At 68.2% G+C, this 18175-nt stretch carries 18 protein-coding genes; 11 read left to right on the top strand and 7 right to left on the bottom strand.

Translation table 11 applies throughout. The features are described 5' to 3' along the window. Positions 1-93: 93 nt before the first annotated feature. Positions 94-471, bottom strand: a complete 378-nt coding sequence (locus tag JI743_RS10435) for a histidine triad nucleotide-binding protein (protein WP_201928242.1) — start codon at positions 469-471, stop codon at positions 94-96. An 8-nt stretch (positions 472-479) separates the two neighbouring features. Then, positions 480-800, bottom strand: a complete 321-nt coding sequence (locus JI743_RS10430) for a phosphoribosyl-ATP diphosphatase (RefSeq protein WP_201928748.1) — start codon at positions 798-800, stop codon at positions 480-482. A gap of 89 nt (positions 801-889) precedes the next feature. Here JI743_RS10430 and ung point away from each other — a divergent pair, with 89 nt between their 5' ends. From ung to JI743_RS10410, 4 genes are all read left to right on the top strand, one after another. Beyond that, complete coding sequence (ung, locus tag JI743_RS10425) at positions 890-1597, top strand: uracil-DNA glycosylase (protein WP_201928241.1); 708 nt, start codon at positions 890-892, stop codon at positions 1595-1597. Then, a complete protein-coding gene (locus tag JI743_RS10420; protein ID WP_201928240.1) occupies positions 1594-2352 on the top strand; it encodes a sulfite exporter TauE/SafE family protein in 759 nt (252 codons plus the stop codon). Before ung ends, JI743_RS10420 begins: the two co-directional genes overlap by 4 nt. Beyond that, positions 2349-2804, top strand: a complete 456-nt coding sequence (locus tag JI743_RS10415; RefSeq protein WP_201928239.1) for a YaiI/YqxD family protein — start codon at positions 2349-2351, stop codon at positions 2802-2804. Before JI743_RS10420 ends, JI743_RS10415 begins: the two co-directional genes overlap by 4 nt. A 187-nt stretch (positions 2805-2991) precedes the next feature. Further along, on the top strand, positions 2992-5034 hold the full coding sequence (locus tag JI743_RS10410) for a glycoside hydrolase family 97 protein (RefSeq protein WP_201928238.1): 2043 nt from the start codon (positions 2992-2994) through the stop codon (positions 5032-5034). 6 nt (positions 5035-5040) lie between these two features. Here JI743_RS10410 and JI743_RS10405 read toward each other — a convergent pair whose 3' ends face one another. Then, the gene (locus tag JI743_RS10405) at positions 5041-5211 is read right to left on the bottom strand and encodes a hypothetical protein (RefSeq protein ID WP_201928237.1); all 171 of its coding nucleotides are present in this window, start codon (positions 5209-5211) and stop codon (positions 5041-5043) included. 107 nt (positions 5212-5318) lie between these two features. Here JI743_RS10405 and JI743_RS10400 point away from each other — a divergent pair, with 107 nt between their 5' ends. Beyond that, the gene (locus JI743_RS10400; protein WP_201928236.1) at positions 5319-5639 is read left to right on the top strand and encodes a hypothetical protein; all 321 of its coding nucleotides are present in this window, start codon (positions 5319-5321) and stop codon (positions 5637-5639) included. Positions 5640-5651: 12 nt separating this feature from the next. Here JI743_RS10400 and JI743_RS10395 read toward each other — a convergent pair whose 3' ends face one another. Continuing rightward, complete coding sequence (locus tag JI743_RS10395; RefSeq protein WP_236659859.1) at positions 5652-6284, bottom strand: TetR/AcrR family transcriptional regulator; 633 nt, start codon at positions 6282-6284, stop codon at positions 5652-5654. Positions 6285-6349: 65 nt separating this feature from the next. Between JI743_RS10395 and JI743_RS10390 the strand changes: the two genes are divergently transcribed. The 6 genes from JI743_RS10390 (at position 6350) to JI743_RS10365 (ending at position 14401) form a co-directional block, all read left to right on the top strand. Continuing rightward, positions 6350-7777, top strand: coding sequence for an efflux transporter outer membrane subunit (locus JI743_RS10390; RefSeq protein WP_201928234.1), 1428 nt, complete (start codon positions 6350-6352; stop codon positions 7775-7777). Beyond that, positions 7777-8943 carry an HlyD family secretion protein gene (locus JI743_RS10385; RefSeq protein WP_201928233.1) on the top strand — a complete coding sequence of 389 codons (1167 nt, stop codon included), beginning with the start codon at positions 7777-7779 and terminating at the stop codon, positions 8941-8943. The genes JI743_RS10390 and JI743_RS10385 overlap by 1 nt, the downstream gene beginning before the upstream one ends. Before the next feature lie 141 nt (positions 8944-9084). Continuing rightward, complete coding sequence (locus tag JI743_RS10380; RefSeq protein ID WP_201928232.1) at positions 9085-10629, top strand: DHA2 family efflux MFS transporter permease subunit; 1545 nt, start codon at positions 9085-9087, stop codon at positions 10627-10629. A gap of 54 nt (positions 10630-10683) precedes the next feature. Then, positions 10684-12567, top strand: a complete 1884-nt coding sequence (locus JI743_RS10375) for an ATP-binding cassette domain-containing protein (RefSeq protein WP_201928747.1) — start codon at positions 10684-10686, stop codon at positions 12565-12567. A 203-nt stretch (positions 12568-12770) separates the two neighbouring features. Beyond that, a complete protein-coding gene (gene hppD, locus JI743_RS10370; protein ID WP_201928231.1) occupies positions 12771-13859 on the top strand; it encodes a 4-hydroxyphenylpyruvate dioxygenase in 1089 nt (362 codons plus the stop codon). Continuing rightward, positions 13856-14401 carry a VOC family protein gene (locus JI743_RS10365; RefSeq protein ID WP_201928230.1) on the top strand — a complete coding sequence of 182 codons (546 nt, stop codon included), beginning with the start codon at positions 13856-13858 and terminating at the stop codon, positions 14399-14401. The genes hppD and JI743_RS10365 overlap by 4 nt, the downstream gene beginning before the upstream one ends. Positions 14402-14671: 270 nt before the next feature. On the opposite strand, the gene JI743_RS10360 is transcribed toward JI743_RS10365, so the two are convergent. The 3 genes from JI743_RS10360 to JI743_RS10350 form a co-directional block, all read right to left on the bottom strand. Beyond that, positions 14672-15322 carry a YqaA family protein gene (locus JI743_RS10360; RefSeq protein WP_201928746.1) on the bottom strand — a complete coding sequence of 217 codons (651 nt, stop codon included), beginning with the start codon at positions 15320-15322 and terminating at the stop codon, positions 14672-14674. Between the two features lie 54 nt (positions 15323-15376). Continuing rightward, positions 15377-16969 carry a bifunctional phosphoribosylaminoimidazolecarboxamide formyltransferase/IMP cyclohydrolase gene (gene purH / locus JI743_RS10355; protein ID WP_201928229.1) on the bottom strand — a complete coding sequence of 531 codons (1593 nt, stop codon included), beginning with the start codon at positions 16967-16969 and terminating at the stop codon, positions 15377-15379. Between the two features lie 177 nt (positions 16970-17146). Beyond that, positions 17147-18160 carry a phytase gene (locus JI743_RS10350; protein ID WP_201928228.1) on the bottom strand — a complete coding sequence of 338 codons (1014 nt, stop codon included), beginning with the start codon at positions 18158-18160 and terminating at the stop codon, positions 17147-17149. Between the last annotated feature and the right edge of the window lie 15 nt (positions 18161-18175).

The following is an 18175-nucleotide window of genomic DNA, read 5'->3' as shown; positions in this document are numbered from 1 at the left end:
TCCTGCTGGAAACAGGGGCGGGAGTCCACCCGCCGCGAGACCGGTTCGGTCCAATTCGGCCCTGCCACACGAGTGAAGGGTGGTCGGCCTTTTCTAACGCGCGAGCATCGGGCCGAGCGGACGGCCGGCGAAGAGGTGGACGTGGAGGTGCGGGACTTCCTGGTGGCTGTCGCGCCCGACATTGGCGAGCAGGCGGTAGCCGGGCGCGACGAGGCCGAGGTCGCGCGCGACCTTGCCCACCGCGCGGACGAAACCCGCAATCTCGGCCTCGCTCGCGCGCGCCGAAAAATCGTCCCAGCTGACATAGGCGCCCTTGGGGATCACCAATATGTGCGTCGGCGCCTGCGGGTTGATGTCGTGAAAGGCGAGCGCATGCTCGTCATCATAGACGGTCTTCGACGGAATCTCGCCGCGCAGGATGCGCGCGAAGATATTGCTGTCGTCATAGGGCTGGGTCGCGTCGATCGCCATGGTCGTTCCTATTGCTTGCGCGCCGCTTTTTCGGCGTGGCCCGAGGTGCCGTGCCGCCGGTTGATCTCGGCGGCGACATGACCCCAGGCGAGGCCGCGTTCGGACAGCAGGATGGTGAGGTGGAAAACGAGATCGGCCGCCTCGCCGATCAGGTCGGGGTCGTCCTCGCCAAGCGCGGCGATGACCGCCTCGACGGCTTCCTCGCCCAGTTTCTGCGCAATTTTCCCGCGCCCCTTGGCGGCAAGGCTCGCGACATAGGATGCCTCGGCCTCGCCCGCGGCGAGCCGGTCCTTCACCACCGATTCAAGCCGTTCCAATGCTGCGCCGATTGTCATGGCCGACACCCCTTTCCTTTCCCCGCTGCCTAGCGGGGCAATCGCGGCTGGACAAGGGCGCGCCGCTTGGGTCAAAGGCGCGCATGGCCGAGGTCAAGCTCCATCCCGACTGGCTCGCGCGTATCGGCGGCGAGTTCGACCTGCCCTATATGGCGGCGCTCAAGGATTTCCTCGCGGGCGAGCGCGCGAAGGGCAAGACCATCTATCCGCGGCCCGCAGACTGGTTCGCCGCGCTCGACGCGACGCCGCCGCAGGAGGTGCGCGTCGTCATCCTGGGACAAGACCCCTATCACGGGTCGGGGCAGGCGCACGGCCTGTGCTTTTCGGTGCAGCCAGGGGTGCGAACGCCGCCGAGCCTCGTCAACATATACAAGGAACTTCACAGCGACCTCGGCATTCCGCCCGCGCGCCACGGCTTTCTCAAAAGCTGGGCCGAACAGGGCGTGCTGCTGCTCAACAATTGCCTGACGGTCGAGGCGGGACAGGCGGCGTCGCACCAGAAAAAGGGGTGGGAGCGCTTCACCGACGCCGCGGTCGCCGCGGTCGCCGCCGACGCCGCGCCCAAGGTGTTCATCCTGTGGGGCAGCCACGCGCAGAAGAAGGCGGCGAATGTCGCGGGGCTCGGCACGGCGAGCCCGCACCTCGTGCTGCGCGCGCCGCACCCGTCGCCGCTGTCGGCGCACAACGGCTTTTTCGGATCGCGCCCGTTCAGCCAGGCGAACGCCTTTCTGGAGGCGAGGGGGCGCGGCGCGATCGACTGGCGGCTTCCCGAAATGCCCGCTGCCGAATGACGATCCTCGCCGATCCCGTGACGCTTGCCGTATTGCTGGTCGCCGTGGTGCTGCTCGGCATGGCGAAGGGCGGGCTTGCGGGGGTCGGCGCGCTCGCGACGCCGGTCGCGGCGCTCGTGCTGCCGCCCGCGACCGCCGCGGCGCTGCTGCTGCCGATCCTGATTGTGCAGGACGTCATCAGCGTCTGGGCGTTTCGCAAGACGTGGGACGGCTGGATCATCGGCTGGATGCTGCCCGGCGCGGCGGTCGGCGTGTTCGCGGGCTATGTCTATGCCGACCGGGTGAACGAGGCGCAGCTGATGGCGGCGCTCGGCGCGATCACCCTTGCCTTTGGCGTCTATCGCCTGTGGGTCGAGCGCGGCGGGCGGATCGTCGCGGCGTCGCAGTCGCCGGGCTGGGTGGGCAGCCTGTTCGGCGGCGCGATGGGCTTTGCGAGCCAGATCGCGCACGCAGGCGGCCCGCCCTTCCAGATGTGGGTCGCGCCGCGCAAGCTGCCGCACCTGACCTTCGTCGGCACCAACGCGCTGCTGTTCGCGATCGTCAACTGGATCAAGGTGCCCGCCTATGTCGGGCTCGGCGCCTTCCCGCGCGAGGTCGTCGTCGCGACGCTGCTGCTGATGCCGCTCGCCATCGTGTCGACGCTGCTCACCGTGCGCTGGATCCGGCGGATCAATCCGGAACGCTTTTATATCCTTATCTATGTGCTGATGGTGCTGCTCGGCGCGAAGCTGTTCTGGGACGGGATGACCGCATGACGACGCCCGCCATCCTCGTCGACGCCGACGCCTGCCCGGTGAAGGACGAAATCTATCGCGTCGCATGGCGGCACGAGGTGCCGGTCAAGGTCGTCAGCAACATGCGGCTGCGCGTCCCCGACCATCCGCTGATCGAGCGGGTCGTCGTGTCCGACGCGTTCGACGCCGCCGACGACTGGATCGCCGAGGCCGCCGATGCCGCGAGCATCGTCGTCACCGCCGACATATTGCTCGCCGACCGCGCATTGAAAGCGGGGGCGACGGTGCTCGCGCCCAATGGCAAGCCCTTCACCGCCGCGTCGATCGGCCCCGCGATCGCGACGCGCGCGATCATGGCGGATTTGCGCGCGGGCGGCGACCAGATCGGCGGGCCGCCGCCCTTTACCAAGGCCGACCGCTCGCAATTTCTGCAGGCGCTCGACGCGGCGCTGGTGCGGCTGAAGCGGGGATAAGCGAGCGGCACCCCTGTTCGCGTCATTCCGGCCGCCGCGGGAATGACGTAATTCTGTGGATGCCGGGCTGCGACCATCCCATACGATTGCAAGCCCGTTGCCCCGCGCCGCGCGCGCGGGCAGAAACGGCAAGGAACCGGTGCCTTCCCCCCCCCCCAACACGCGCGCCGGCCCAAAGGACGAGACGATGCTGAAATATCTGGCTCCCCTCGCGCTGATCTGCGCGGCTGTTCCCGTGTCGGCGCAAGAGGCGGCGCCGTCGCCGACCGCGACCTCGCCCGACGGCAGCCTCGTCCTGTCCTTTTCGACCGATTATGAGCGGCGCCCGCACTGGTCGCTGACGCGCAAGGGCAAGTTGCTGATCGCGCCGTCGAAACTCGGCTTCATGCTCGCCGATGCGATGGCGTTGCAGCGCGGCTTCACCATCGAGGGCGTCGAGCGCGCGCGCGGCGACGAACGGTGGGAGCAGCCGTGGGGCGAGCGGCGCTTTGTCCGCAACCATTATGAAGAGCTTCTGGTCCGCTATCGGCAGGACGACAATTGGGGCGGGCGACGGATGAATGTGCGCTTTCGCCTGTTCGACGACGGCATCGGCTTTCGGTACGAATTGCCCGCGCAGGAGGGGCTGACGACCGCGCGGATCGCCGACGAGGTGACCGAGTTCGACATCGCGCCCGAAGGCACGGCGTGGTGGATCACCGCGGGCGAGTGGAACCGCTACGAACAACATTATCAGAAGTCGCCGATCGACGGCGTGGCGACCGCGCACACGCCGATCACGATGCGGCTCGACGACGGGACGCATCTGTCGTTCCACGAGGCGGCGCTCGTCGATTATTCGGCGATGTGGCTGAAGCGCGTCGAGGGGCGCAAGTTCCGCACCACGCTCGCGCCGTCGTCGCGCGGCGCGCGCGTCGTGCGCGACCTGCCCTTTGCGACGCCGTGGCGGACGATCCGCATCGCCGACAGCGCGGCGGGGCTGGTCGAAAGCGACCTCGAGCTCAACCTCAACGAGCCGAACAGGCTGGGCGATGTGAGCTGGGTCAAGCCGATGAAATATATCGGCATCTGGTGGGGAATGATCCGCGGGCCGTGGAGCTGGGCCGAGGGGCCGCGCCACGGCGCGACGACCGCGCGGACCAAGCAATATATCGACTTTGCCGCCAAACATGGTTTCGGCGGCGTGCTCGTCGAGGGGTGGAACAAGGGATGGAACGTCAACTGGTTCGGCCACGGCGACCAGTTCCGCTATACCGAGCCGGTCGCGGATTTCGACCTGAAGGAGGTCGCCGACTATGCGCGCAAAAAGGGCGTGACGCTGGTCGGGCATCATGAAACCGGCGGCAATATCGCGGTTTATGAGGAGCAGCTCGAGGCGGCGATGAAGCTCTATGGCGAGCTGGGCGTCCGCGCGGTCAAGACCGGCTATGTCGCCGACGCGGGCGGGATCGTCGCGCCGGGCGAGGCGCCGGGGACGACGGTGATGGAATGGCACGACGGCCAGCGGCAGGTGCAACACCACCAGAAGGTCGTCGAGACGGCGGCGAAATATCGCATCGCGGTCAACCCGCACGAGCCGGTCAAGGATACCGGGCTGCGGCGCACCTACCCCAATCTGGTCGCGCGCGAGGGCGCGCGGGGGATGGAATATAACAGCTGGGGCGCGTTTGCGAACAGCCCCGACCATGAACCGACGCTCGTCTATACGCGGATGCTGTCGGGGCCGATGGACTATACGCCGGGGGTGCTCGGGCTCAAAGGGTCGGACGATGTGCCGATGACGTCGACGCTCGCGAAGCAGCTCGGCCTATACGTCACCATCTATTCGCCGATCCAGATGGCGGCCGATTTCATCGAAAGCCTCGAGGCGCATCCGCGCGAGCTCGACTTCATCAAGCGCGTGCCGGTCGACTGGGCCGACAGCCGGCTGATCGCGGGCGAGGTCGGCGATTATGCGGTGTTCGCGCGCAAGGACCGCGGCAGCGCCGACTGGTATGTCGGCGCGGTCAACGACGCGACGCCGCGGACCCTCGACCTGGGCTTCGACTTCCTCGATGCGGGGAAGAGCTATACCGCGACGATCTACAGGGATGGCGAGGGCGCGACCTATCTGACCGACGCGCGGCACCGCATCGCATACGAGACGATCAGGGTGAAGAAGGGCGACCGCTACCGGCTATGGCTGGCGCCGGGCGGCGGCGCGGCGATCCGGCTGCATCGCGGGCGGTAGCGCGGATCAGGCGGGGTCGAGCGCGTCGGTACGGCGGAGCCGCCGCGCCATGCGTTCGTGCTTGATCGCAGCTTCGCGCAGGCGCAGCGCAAGGTGGGGATCGTCGCTGGTATCGGCCTTCAGCCGCGCGACGCGCGCCAGCTGTTCATAATAGATCGAGTCGCGAATCGGTTCCATGCGTGTCCCGATAGCATGAAAGCGCGCGCGGCGGGGCGGCGCTTTACAAGGCGCGGCGGCCGGCACAATCTGGCGCCCGATTCCGTTCGCCGTTGAGGAGAAATTCGGTGCGACGCATCCTGTCTATCGCCATCGCCGCCGCGCTTGCGGTCCCGCCCGCGCAGGCGGAATCGCCCGCGCAGGCGGAATCGCCCGCAAGCCGCGCGCGGCAGAATTACGACCTGTTGATGAAGGGGCAAAAGCGCGTGAGCGACCTGACGGCGGCCGAGCGCGCCGAACTCGCGACGCTCGAGCAGCTGGCGCGGCAGGTGCCGCACGACGGGCGGTCGGCGACCGAGCGCTGCCGTGCCGACGAGATCAAGCGCGCGGGCGGCTCGCCGAGCGCGCTCGAAATGCGGATCATCGGGCTGAAGTGCAGCCAGCGCTGACGCGCGTTCGGGTCAGTCGGGCGCCCAGGCGCGGCAGAAGGTGTCGACCGCGGTGTCGATGTCGGTCGGCAGCCGGTCGAGGTCGCGCCCCTCGGGGAGGCCGAGCACCGCCTGCTGGTAGAGCCCCGACTGGCACAGCCCCGCGAAATGATAGACGGCGCGAATCGGGTCGCCGGGGCGCAGCTCGCCGCGTTCCATCTTTTCGCGCATCCACTCGGCGAGGCGTGCCTTGCCGCGCCGGGGCCCGCGATCGTAAAAGGTTTCGGCAAGGTGCGGGAAGCGCTCGGCCTCGCCGACGACGAGGCGATAGAGCGACAGGAGCGGTGTCGAGACGAGCGTCGTCAGCATGATCGTCCCGAAGCGGCGCAGCACATCGGCGACGGGCGCGTCGAGGGGCAGGTCGATCGACAGCGCCTCGCCATAGCGCGCGACGAGATCGTCGACGACCGCGGCGAAGAGATCCTCCTTCGACGGGAAATAGGTCCACAGCGTCGTCTTTGACCCGCCGACCTTGCTCGCGATCGACGACATCGTGGTCCCGGCATAGCCGTTGGTGAAAAAGGCCTCGCGCGCGGCGTCGACAAACGCCTTGCGCCGCTGCGCCGCGGCGTCGTCAGGCGCGGACGCCGTACTGCCTGGTATCATTTCGATTGACAACGCATCCTCCGAGGTTCATTGGCGCATGATACCAGCTAGTATCGTTGAAAGCCATGCTGCGCAAAAAATTTGTCATGATCGCGGTTTCGAGCCTGCTTGCGGGGTGCGCGAGCGTTCCCGACCTGGGGCCGAAGCCGCTTCCCCTCCCCGCCGGGTCGCTCGAGTCGGCGGCGAGTTTCGCGGACGCCGCGGGCGAATGGCCCGCCGACGCCTGGTGGACCGGCTTTGGCGATGCCCAGCTCACCGCGCTGATCGAGGCGGGGCTTGCGGGCTCGCCCGACATCGCCGCGGCCGCGGCGCGCGTGCGGCAGGCCGAGGGGATGGCCCAGCAGGCGGGCGCGGCGCTGCTGCCGCGCCTCGGCGCCGAGGCGAGCGCGGGCGGCGTCCAGCAAAGCGAGAATATGGGCATTCCGCCGCAATTCGTTCCCGACGGGGTCGAGGATACAGGGCGTATCGCGGCGACGCTTCAGTTCGACCTCGACCTGTGGGGCCGCAATCGCGCCGCGCTCGCTGCCGCGACGTCGGAGGCCGAGGCCGCGCGCGTCGATGCGGCGCAGGCGCGGCTGATGCTCGCGAGCGGAATCGCCGCCGCCTATGCCGACCTCGGCGCGCAATATCGCGCGCGCGATGTCGCCGCAGCGGCGCTGCGCGTCCGCGAGGCAAGCGCCGACATCGCGGGGAAGCGCACCGGCGCGGGGCTCGACAATCGCGCGACGCAGCGGCAGGCCGACAGCCGCGCGGTGGCGGCGCGCGCCGATGTCGCCGCGCTCGACGAGGCGATCTTGCTGACCCGCCACCGGATCGCCGCGCTGCTCGGCAAGGGCCCCGACCGGGGGCTGTCGATCGCGCGCCCGGCGCTCGTCGCGCCCGCGGCGGGCCTGCCCCCCGAGGCAGGCATCGGCCTGATCGGGCGGCGCCCCGACATTGTCGCGGCGCGGTTGCGCGCCGAGGCGGCGGCGAAGCGGATCGACGTCGCGCGCGCCGATTTCTATCCGAACATCAGCCTGTCGGCGCTCGTCGGGCTCCAGTCGCTCGGCCTGTCGCGGCTGTTCGACGCGGGATCGCAATATGGCAATGCCGCCGCGGCGATCAGCCTGCCGATCTTTGACGGCGGGCGGCTGCAGGGGCGCTATCGCGGCGCGCGCGGCGATTATGACGCGGCGGTCGCCCATTATGACCGGACGCTGGTCATGGCGCTGCGCGAGGTTGCCGACATCGCCGCGAGCCGCGACGCCGCGGCGCGCCAGCTTGTCGACCGCAAGGCCGCGCGCGAGGCGGCGGCCGAGGCGGCGGAGCTTGCCGGGCTGCGCTATCGCGCGGGCCTCGCAAACCAGCTCGCGCAGCTCACCGCCGAAGACAGCATGATCGCGCTCGACCGGCAGGTCGCCGACCTCGAGGCGCGGCAAATGGCGCTCGACATCGCGCTCATCCGCGCGCTCGGCGGCGGATACCGCGCCGAACCCACGACAGGAGACGAATGATGGCCGAAGATACGGCTGCAATCCGCACCGACGCTCCCCTCCCCGAAGACGCCGACCCCGCCGCCGCCGAGCGCAGCGCGAAGCGGCGCAAGGCGCTGCGCATCCTTGCGATTGTCGTCGCGAGTGCGGCGATCCTGTGGGCGGGCTGGTATTATCTGACGCAGGCGGGGCGCGTGCACACCGACAATGCCTATGTCGGCGCCGATTCGGCGCAGGTCACAGCGCTCGTTTCGGGGCCGGTGAAGGAGGTGCGCGTGGCGGGCACGCAGGCGGTGAAGAAGGGCGATATCCTGGTCATCCTCGACGACGCCGACCAGCGGATCGCGCTCGCCGATGCCGAGGCGGCGCTGCGGCAGGCGCGGCAGCGCTATGGCCAGGCGAGCGCCACCGCGCAGGCGGCGCGGGCGCGCGTCGCGGCGCGCGGCGCCGACATTGCACAGGCGCAGGCACGGCTGCGCGACGCCAATGCCGCGGTCGAAAAGGCGCGCGCCGAATTTGCGCGGCGCGAAAGCATCGCGGGAACCGGCGCGGTGTCGGGCGAGGAATTGGCGGCGGCGCGCGCGGCGCTGCAATCGGCGCAGGCGGCGCGCGATCTGGCTGCGGCGGGAATCGCCGCGGCGGAAGCGACGCGCGGGTCGGCGAGCGGCGACCTCGGCGCGGCCGAGGCGGTGGTGCGCGGGACGACGATCGACACCGCGCCCGACGTCGCCGCGGCGCAGGCGCGCGTCGACAAGGCGCGGCTCGACCTCGAACGCACGGTGATCCGCGCGCCGGTCGACGGGATCGTCACGAACAAGCAGGTCCAGGTCGGCCAGCGGGTCGCGGCGGGCGCGCCGATCATGATCATCGTCCCGGTCGATGCCGCCTATGTCGACGCCAATTTCAAGGAAAGCCAGTTCGGGCGCATCCGTATCGGCCAGCCGGTCGAGCTGGTGTCGGACTATTATGGCGGCGACGTCGTCTATACCGGGCGCGTCACCGGCTTTGCGGGCGGCACCGGCGCGGCCTTTTCGCTGATTCCCGCGCAGAATGCGACGGGCAATTGGGTGAAGGTCGTCCAGCGCCTGCCGGTGCGGATTACGCTCGACCGCGAGCAGCTGAAAGCGCACCCGCTGCGCGTCGGGCTGTCGATGGAGGCGACGATCGACACGCGCGGGGACGACTGATGTCCGCCGCCCCGTTGCCGTCATTGCGAGCGAAGCGAAGCAATCTCCAGCCTTCGGCCTCGCATCGGGCCGCGAGCTGGGGATTGCCGCGTCGCCTGCGGCTCCTCGCAATGACGATGACAGTGGAAGGCGTCGCATAAGATGGCGAGTGCCGCCGCCCCTGTCGCGCCGCCTGCGGTCGAGCCGCTGTCGGGCGTCCGGCTGATCGCCGCCGCCTTCGCGCTCGCGCTCGCCAATTTCGTCGTCGTGCTCGACATGACGATCGCCAATGTGTCGGTGCCGCACATCGCGGGCGGGCTCGCCGTGTCGCCGACGCAGGGGACGTGGGTCATCACCAGCTATGCCGTCGCCGACGCGATCATCGTCCCGCTGACCGGCTGGCTCGCGGCGCGATTCGGCACGGTGCGCTGGTTCATCATCTCGATTATCGGGTTCGGCGTCTTCTCCTTCCTGTGCGGCGTGTCGCGCACGCTCGACGCGCTCGTCCTGTTCCGCGTGCTGCAGGGGCTGTCGGGCGGACCGCTGATGCCGCTCACGCAAATCCTTTTGCTGCGCATCTTCCCGAAGGAAAAGGCGGGGATCGGGCTTGCCATCTGGGCGATGACGACGACCACGGCGCCGATCCTCGGGCCGATTCTCGGCGGACAGATCAGCGACAATTGGGGCTGGCCGTGGATTTTCTTCATCAACCTGCCCGTCGTCGCGATCTGCGCCTTTGGCGTCGGCAGCCTGCTCCCGCGCTTTGAAACGCCGCGCATCAAGGCGCCGATCGACATGGTCGGCATGGCGCTGCTCGTGCTGTCGGTCGGCGCGTTCCAGATCATGCTCGACACCGGGCGCGAACACGACTGGTTCGGTTCGGCGTGGATCGTCGGGCTCGCGATCCTCTCGGCAATCAGCTTTGCCGCCTTCGTCATCTGGGAACTGACCGACGCCAATCCGGTCGTCGATCTGCGCATCTTTCGTTTCCGGGGTTTCAGTTTCTCGACGCTCGCCATCTCGCTCGGCTTCGGGGCCTTTTTCGCGCAGGTCGTGCTGACCCCGCTGTGGCTCCAGCAGGTCGCGGGCTATACCGCGACCGACACCGGGCTGATCGTCGCGTGGATCGGGGTGTTCGCGGTGCTTTTCTCGCCGATTGCCGCGGCGCTGATCGGGCGGATCGACATTCGCATCTCGATCTTCGCGGGCATCTTGTGGATGGCGCTGATGTCGCTGCTGCGCGCGGGCTGGACCGCCGACACCGATTATTGGACGCTCGTCACGCCGCACCTGCTTCAGGGGATGGGCATGCCCTTCTTCTTCGTCGGCCTCACCGCGCTGGCGCTGAGTTCGGTCCCCGAAAAGGACCAGACGATGGCGGCGGGGCTGATGAATTTCCTCCGCACGCTGAGCGGTGCGATCGCGACCGCCATCGCGACGACCGCCTGGGATTCGCAGTCGCGCGTCGCGCGGTCGGAGCTCGTCCCCGCGCTCAACGACCCGGCGGGCGCGATGTCGATGCTCGAACGCGCGGGGCTGACGCTCGAACAGGCGCGCGCGGCGATCGACCGGCTGGTCGAGGTGCAGGCGGCGACGATCGGCGTGCTGCATATCTTCCTCGCCTCCGGCGTCGTATTCCTGATCGCGGCGGCGGCCGTCTGGTTCGTTCCGCTGCCGAAGAAGGTCGCGATGGCGACCGGGCATTAGGTCGGACGCACAGCGGCTTGGGCTTTGCCGCGCGCCATGCTAGGGGCGCGCGCCATGCTGACGATCAACGGCCTTACCGTGCGCCTTGGCGGGCGCACCATCCTCGACCGCGCGAGTGCGAGCCTGCCGGCACGAAGCCGGACCGGGCTGATCGGGCGCAACGGCGCGGGCAAGTCGACGCTGATGAAGGCGATGATCGGCAGCCTCGAGGCCGACGAGGGCGGCATCGAAATGCCGCGCAAGACGCGCATCGGCTATATCGCGCAGGAAGCGCCGAGCGGCAGCGCGACGCCGTTCGAGACGGTGCTCGCCGCCGACACCGAGCGCGCCGAACTGCTCGCGGCGTCGGAGGTCGAGCAGGATGCGCACAAGCTTGGCGACATTCACGAGCGGCTGATCGCGATCGACGCCTATACCGCGCCCGCGCGCGCCGCACGCATCCTGACCGGACTCGGTTTCGACGAGGATATGCAAGGCCAGCCCCTCGACAGCTTTTCGGGCGGGTGGAAGATGCGCGTCGCGCTCGCCGCGCTGCTCTTTTCGAACCCCGACCTGTTGCTGCTCGACGAGCCGTCGAACCACCTCGACCTCGAGGCGACGATGTGGCTCGAAAGTTTTTTGCGCGCCTATCCGGGCCAGCTCGTCGTCATCAGTCACGAGCGCGACCTGCTGAACAATGTCGTCGACCATATCCTCCACCTCGAGGGCGGGAAGGTGACGCTCTATCCCGGCGGCTATGACGCGTTCGAGCGCCAGCGCGCCGAACGCGCCGCGCAGCTTGCCGCGGCGAAGGCGGCGCAGGACGCGCAGCGCGCGAAGCTGCAGGATTATATCGCGCGCAACAGCGCGCGCGCCTCGACCGCGAAACAGGCGCAATCGCGCGCGAAGCAGCTGGCACGCATGCAGCCGATCGCGGCGCTCGCCGAAGACCCCAGCCTTGTGTTCGACTTCCCGAGCCCCGCCGACGAGCTTCGCCCGCCGCTGATAACGCTCGACCTTGCCAGCGTCGGCTATGCGCCGGGCAGGCCGGTGCTGAGCCGGCTCAACCTGCGGATCGACCCCGACGACCGCATCGCGCTGCTCGGGCGCAACGGCAATGGCAAGACGACGCTCGCGCGGCTGCTCGCGGCGCAGCTCAAGCCCGAGGACGGCGCGATGGCGGCGTCGGGCAAGATGCGCGTCGGATATTTCACCCAATATCAGGTCGAGGAACTCGACGGCAGCGATACGCCGCTGGGCCATATGACGCGCGTGATGGCGAGCAAGACGCCCGGCGCGGTGCGCGCGCAATTGGGGCGTTTCGGCTTTTCGGGCAACAAGGCGACGACCGAGGTCGGCAAGCTGTCGGGCGGCGAGCGCGCGCGGCTGGCGCTGGCGCTGATCACGCGCGAGGCGCCGCACCTCCTGATCCTCGACGAGCCGACGAACCACCTCGATGTCGACGCGCGCGAGGCGCTGGTGCAGGCGCTGAGCGGCTTCGACGGCGCGGTGATCATCGTCAGCCACGACCGCCACATGCTCGAATTGACCGCCGACCGGCTCGTGCTCGTCGACGACGGCACGGCGCGCGATTTCGACGGCAGCATCGACGATTATGTCGCCTATATCCTCGGCAAGAGCGACAATGGCGAGGCCAAGACGGCCCCCGCCAAGCCGAAGGACGCCAAGCTTGCGCGGCAGGAAGCGGCGAAGGCGCGCGAGGCGCAGGCGGCGCTCCGCAAGAGCGCGAAGGAGCTGGAGGCCAAGGCCGGAAAACTCGCGCAGCAGGTCAGCGCGATCGACCGCGCGATGTTCGATCCCGCGAGCGCCGAGCCCGCGCTTGCGAAGCTGACGATGGGCGACCTCGCGCAGCGGCGCGGCAAGCTGGCGTCGGAGCTGGAGAGCGTCGAGGCGGCGTGGATGGACGCGCTCGAGGCGATCGAGACGGCGGCGGCTTGATAGCCCCTCCCCTTCAGGGGAGGGGTTGGGGTGGGGTCCATCGGCCTTGCGCAAGGCCGATGGACCCCACCCGCTGCGACTAGCGAACAAGTTCGCAAGTCTCGCTGCCCTCCCCTGAAGGGGAGGGCGTCACCGCCAGCATTGACTCGCACGCCCCGTTCCAGCATAATAGTTTCAATTGAAACCATATGAGGGATATGACCATGGCCGACCTGTTCGACAACCCGCTGGGCCTCGACGGATTCGAATTCGTCGAATTCTCCGCGCCCGAAAAGGGCATGCTCGAGCCGGTCTTCGAGCGCATGGGCTTCACGCGCATCGCGCGCCACCGGTCGAAGGACGTCGAATTGTGGCGGCAGGGCGGGATCAACCTGATCGCCAATTACGAACCCAAGTCGCCCGCCGCCTATTTCGCGGCCGAGCATGGCCCGTCGGCGTGCGGCATGGGCTGGCGCTGCCGCGATGCCGCCAAGGCCTATGCGCAAGCGATCGAACGCGGCGCCGAGCCTGTCGAGGTCAAGACGGGGCCGATGGAACTGCGCCTCCCCGCGATCCGCGGCATCGGCGGATCGATCATCTATCTGATCGACCGCTATGGCGACGACCTGTCGATCTATGACATCGACTTTGTGTATGAAGAGGGCGTCGACCGCCATCCGGTCGGCGCGGGGCTGAAGGTCATCGATCACCTGACGCACAATGTCTATGGCGGGCGCATGGCGCATTGGGCGGCGTTCTATGAGCGCATCGCGGGCTTCCGCGAGATCCGCTATTTCGACATCAAGGGCGAATATACGGGCCTCACGTCCAAGGCGATGACCGCACCCGACGGCAAGATCCGCATTCCGCTCAACGAGGAAGGCGCCGGCGGCGGCGGGCAGATCGAGGAATATCTGCGCGCCTATAATGGCGAGGGCATCCAGCATATCGCGTTCAGCTGCGACGATCTTTACGCCGCGTGGGACAAGCTGAAAGCGCTGGGCAATCCCTTCGCCCCCGCACCGCCCGCGACCTATTACGAGATGCTCGCCGAGCGCCTGCCCGGCCATGGCGAGCCGGTCGAGGAATTGCAGTCGCGCGGCATATTGCTCGACGGTTCGACCGAAGATGGCGACCCGCGCCTGCTCCTCCAGATTTTCGGACAGACAGTGATCGGTCCGGTCTTCTTCGAATTCATCCAGCGCAAGAAGGACGAAGGGTTCGGCGAGGGCAATTTCACCGCGCTGTTCAAGTCGATGGAACTCGACCAGATCCGCCGCGGCGCGCTCAATGTCGAGGAGCCGGCAGAATGACGAGCCCGATCAAACTCGGCGGCGTCCACCACGCCGCCTATCGCTGCAAGGACGCGAAGGCGACGGTCGAATGGTACAGCCAAATGCTCGGCATGGCCTATACGACCGCCTTTGCCGAGGATCATGTGCCGTCGACCGGCGAATATGACCCCTATATGCATGTCTTTCTCGACGCGGGGAACGGCAATATCCTGGCGTTCTTCGAGCTGCCCAACCAGCCCGAAATGGGGCGCGATGCGAACACGCCGATATGGGTGCAGCATCTGGCGTTCAAGGTCGGAAGCTATGACGAGCTGGTCGCGGCGAAGGAGCATCTCGAAGCGAATGGCGTCGAGGTGCTCGGCCCGACGCACCACGGCATTTTCAAGTCGATCTATTTCTTCGACCCCAATGGGCATCGCATCGAGCTCGCGTGCGACATCGGCACCGACGAGCAATATGCCGAACTGAAGCGCGTCGCGCCGCTGATGCTCGAGGAGTGGAGCCAGACCAAGAAGGCGCCGCGCCACGCCGACTGGCTGCACGCGGCGGCGAACGAGTAGTTTGGCGTTACAGGAAGGAAGGCTTTCCCGCTTGTCGTCACCCCGGACTTGATCCGGCATTATTCCTTTCGGCCAGATATGTGATCCCCGGCGAAAGCCGGGGTCCAGTTCGGGCAGCGCTGGACCGCGTGGGCCCCGGCTTTCGCCGGGGATCACCCGTTCCTTGTCCAATCGGGATAATCGCCGACTTGATCCGGGGGCCATTCACACAGCGCCGCGCTGTGGATCCCGGATCAAGTCCGGGATGGCGAAAAATGGGACGTATGCGTTCTATTTCCGCGTCATCCCGACGCTTTCCCACGTCGCATTGCTGCACGCATCGGCCGTTTTCTCGCCGTCGCCCGACAACAGGCCGATGACGAGGAAGCCGCCGATCACCAGCGCGACGAAGGCGGTCGTCACCATCCCCAGATATTTCTCGATGAACGCCTTGATCGGTGCGCCGAACAGGCGGAAGAGCACGCCGACCGCCATAAAGATCACCCCGCGCCCGACGATGCTCGCGCCGACGAAGGTCGCGAGGTTCATGCCGGTGAAACCCGCGGTCAAGGTCATCAGCTTGAACGGAATCGGCGTCGCACCCGCGATGATGATCGCCTCTGCGTCATATTCATTGAGATAGCAGACGGCGGTCGGGAATTTGTCGACGAGACCGAGCGCGCCGAGCAGCCACAGGCCGATGCTCTCGTACAGGAAATGGCCGATGGCATAGCCGAACAGCCCGCCGAGCACCGATCCGGCGGTGCAGATCGCCGCGAAGCGCACCGCGCGTTTCGGGTCGGCGAGGCACATGAGGCCAAGCACCGGGTGCGGCGGAATCGGGAAGAAGCTCGATTCGATGAAGGCGATCGCGAACAGCCACCCCTCGGCGTGGCGATGCGATGCCTTGGCGATCGTCCAGTTGTAAAGATGCGCGAGCAGGCTTTTCGCGGTGGGCCGTGCGGTCGGGTCGATCTGGATCGCCATGCTGCGCGATCAGTGCCGGAAGTGGCGCATGCCGGTGAAAACCATCGCGAGCCCCGCCTCGTTCGCCGCCGCGATCACCTCGTCGTCGCGGATCGAGCCGCCCGGCTGGATGACGCAGGTCGCGCCCGCCTCGACCGCCGCCAATAATCCGTCGGCAAAGGGGAAGAAGGCGTCGCTGGCGACCGCGCTGCCGACGGTGCGGGCTTCGCTCCAGCCGTGGCTCTCGGCCGCCTCGCGCGCCTTTGCGGCGGCGATGCGCGCGCTGTCGCGGCGGTTCATCTGGCCCGCGCCGATGCCCGCGGTCGACCCGCCCTTGGCATAGACGATCGCGTTCGATTTGACGTGCTTGGCGACGGTCCAGGCGAAGAGCGCGTCGGCGAGCTCCTCGTCGGTCGGGGCGCGGTCGGTCACGACCTGAAGGTCGGCGCGGGTGATGCGGCCGTTGTCGCGGCTCTGCGCGAGCCAGCCGCCGGCGATCGTCTTCATCATCAGCCCGCCGCGCGCCGGATCGGGAAGTTCGCCGGTGAGGAGGAGGCGCAGATTCTTCTTCTTCGCGAATACCGCGCGCGCGTCGGCGTCGGCGTCGGGGGCGCAGACGACCTCGGTAAAGATCGCGCTGATCGCCTCGGCGGTCGGTCCGTCGAGCGGGCGGTTGACCGCGATGATGCCGCCGAACGCCGAGACATCGTCGCATTTGAGCGCGGCGTCATAGGCTTCGGTGAGGCTCGCGGCGCTCGCGACGCCGCACGGGTTGGCGTGCTTGACGATGACGCAGGTCGGATCGGCGTCGCGAAATTCGGCGACGAGTTCGAGCGCGGCGTCGGCGTCGTTGATATTGTTGTAGCTGAGTTCCTTGCCCTGCACCTGCTCGGCCTGCGCGATGCCGCGTGATGCGGGACCGGCGGGGAGGTAGAGCGCTGCTTTCTGGTGCGGATTCTCGCCATAGCGCAGCTCGTTTGCAAGCTTGGCGGTGAGCGGCAGCGTGTCGGGGAAAAGCTTGCCCTGGTCGGCAAAAGCGAACCAGCTTGCGATCATCCCGTCATAGGTCGCGGTATGGGCAAAGGCCGTCGCGGCGAGGCGCTTGCGCAGCGTGAGGCTGGTCGCGCCGCCGTTCGCGTCCATTTCGGCGATCACCGCGGCATAATCCTCGGGCTCGGTGACGATGCCGACGAAAGCGTGGTTCTTCGCCGCCGAGCGCACCATCGCGGGGCCGCCGATGTCGATATTTTCGATGATGTCGTCGCGCGGCGCGCCCTTTGCGACGGTCGCGGCGAAGGGGTAGAGGTTGACGACGACGAGGTCGATGGCGCCGATGCCGTGCGCGTCCATCGCCGCGACATGCGCGGCGTCGTCGCGCACCGCGAGGATGCCGCCGTGGACGGTCGGGTGCAGCGTCTTGACGCGGCCGTCCATCATCTCGGGAAAGCCGGTGAGGTCGGCGACGTCGCGCACCTCATGCCCAGCCTCGCGCAGCGCCTTCGCGGTGCCGCCGGTCGATACAAGCTCGACGCCGTGGCGGACGAGCGCGGCGGCAAGCTCGGCGAGCCCCGCCTTGTCGCTGACAGACAGGAGCGCGCGGCGGACGGGAACGAGATCGGTCATGGGAAGGGACGGCCTTTTGCGTGACGGGAAAGACGCGGCCCCCCTAGGCGTGTCCGCCCGCTATCGCAAGCGGCGTCGGAGCATAAAGCCGTAGGCGGCGACCCAGCGCGGAGCAGCGCAAGGCCGCTCTGGGTTTCCGCCTTCGCGGGGACGCATGATTCCTTATCCGCGCGGGCGTTAAAGCCCCAGCGCCGCCGCAATCCGGTCCCAGCGCACGAGCTTGAAATTCTGCGCGCGGGGTTCGTTGTGCCCGTCCTGCGCGAGGAAAATCCCCTCGGGGAAGGCGGCGCCGAAATTGCCTGCGACCGCCTCGATCCCGTCGGTTTCGCTCACCGCGCCAAAGTCGCCCGCGGCGACCGCGAAGCGGCCGACATAGTCCATCGACGGCAGGCGGAAGACGGCGAAGGCGTTGTCGCCCTGGCTCGATGCGATCAGATAACGCTGGCCCTTGCGATCGATCGTCGCGAGCCCCTCGACGTCGGCGACGAGCCGCTGGTTGTCGACCGGTGCGACGAGCGTCGCGGCGACGCCCGCGCTGCCCGGAACGAGCCGCCAGATGCCCGCATCCTCCTCACCCACATAGAGCGTGTCGCCGTCGAAGACGCAGCCCTCGGACTGGGTCGGGATCTTGTGCTCCCACTCGACCGCGAAGGTGGGTGTGCCCTCGACCGCCAGCGTGCCGACGCGCACCGTCCCGTCCTTGACGATCAGCGCGGCGGTGATCGGTGCGCCCGGCGCGGTGCGCTTGAGGCACAGGCCATAGGCCTCGCCCGTGCCCGCAGCCGCGCGACCGAGCGGTGTGATCGCGGGCGCATCGGGGTCGAGGCGGAAGACGGCAAGATGCGCGTTCAGCCCGTCGTTGCGGTCGCTCGCGACGATGATGTCGCCCGCGACGTCGACATTGTTGACGAGCCCGCCCCTGGCAAAGGCGAGGTCCTTGCCGTCAAGGTCATAGACGTGCAGCCCCGCCTTCTTGTCGGTCGCGACGATCAGCGCGCGGCCGGGGTTCGCCGGATCGACCCAGATCGCCGGGTCGTCGGCGGCGTCGGCGCGGCTGGTGCCCACCGGCGCCGTCTCGGCGCTGGCCGTCACCGGAACGGGCGGGATGCCGGTGATGACCGGTTCCTGCGCGGCGCAGCCCGCGAGCGCGACGGCCAGCGCCGCGCCCGCGATGGTGTTGGACGTCCTCATCCTTTCGTCCCCTGA

The sequence above is a fragment of the Sphingopyxis jiangsuensis genome (assembly GCF_016734905.1).
Classification (GTDB): domain Bacteria; phylum Pseudomonadota; class Alphaproteobacteria; order Sphingomonadales; family Sphingomonadaceae; genus Sphingopyxis; species Sphingopyxis jiangsuensis.
Note: the sequence above shows the minus strand (reverse complement) of the source record. Positions and strands in the feature narration are given on the sequence as shown.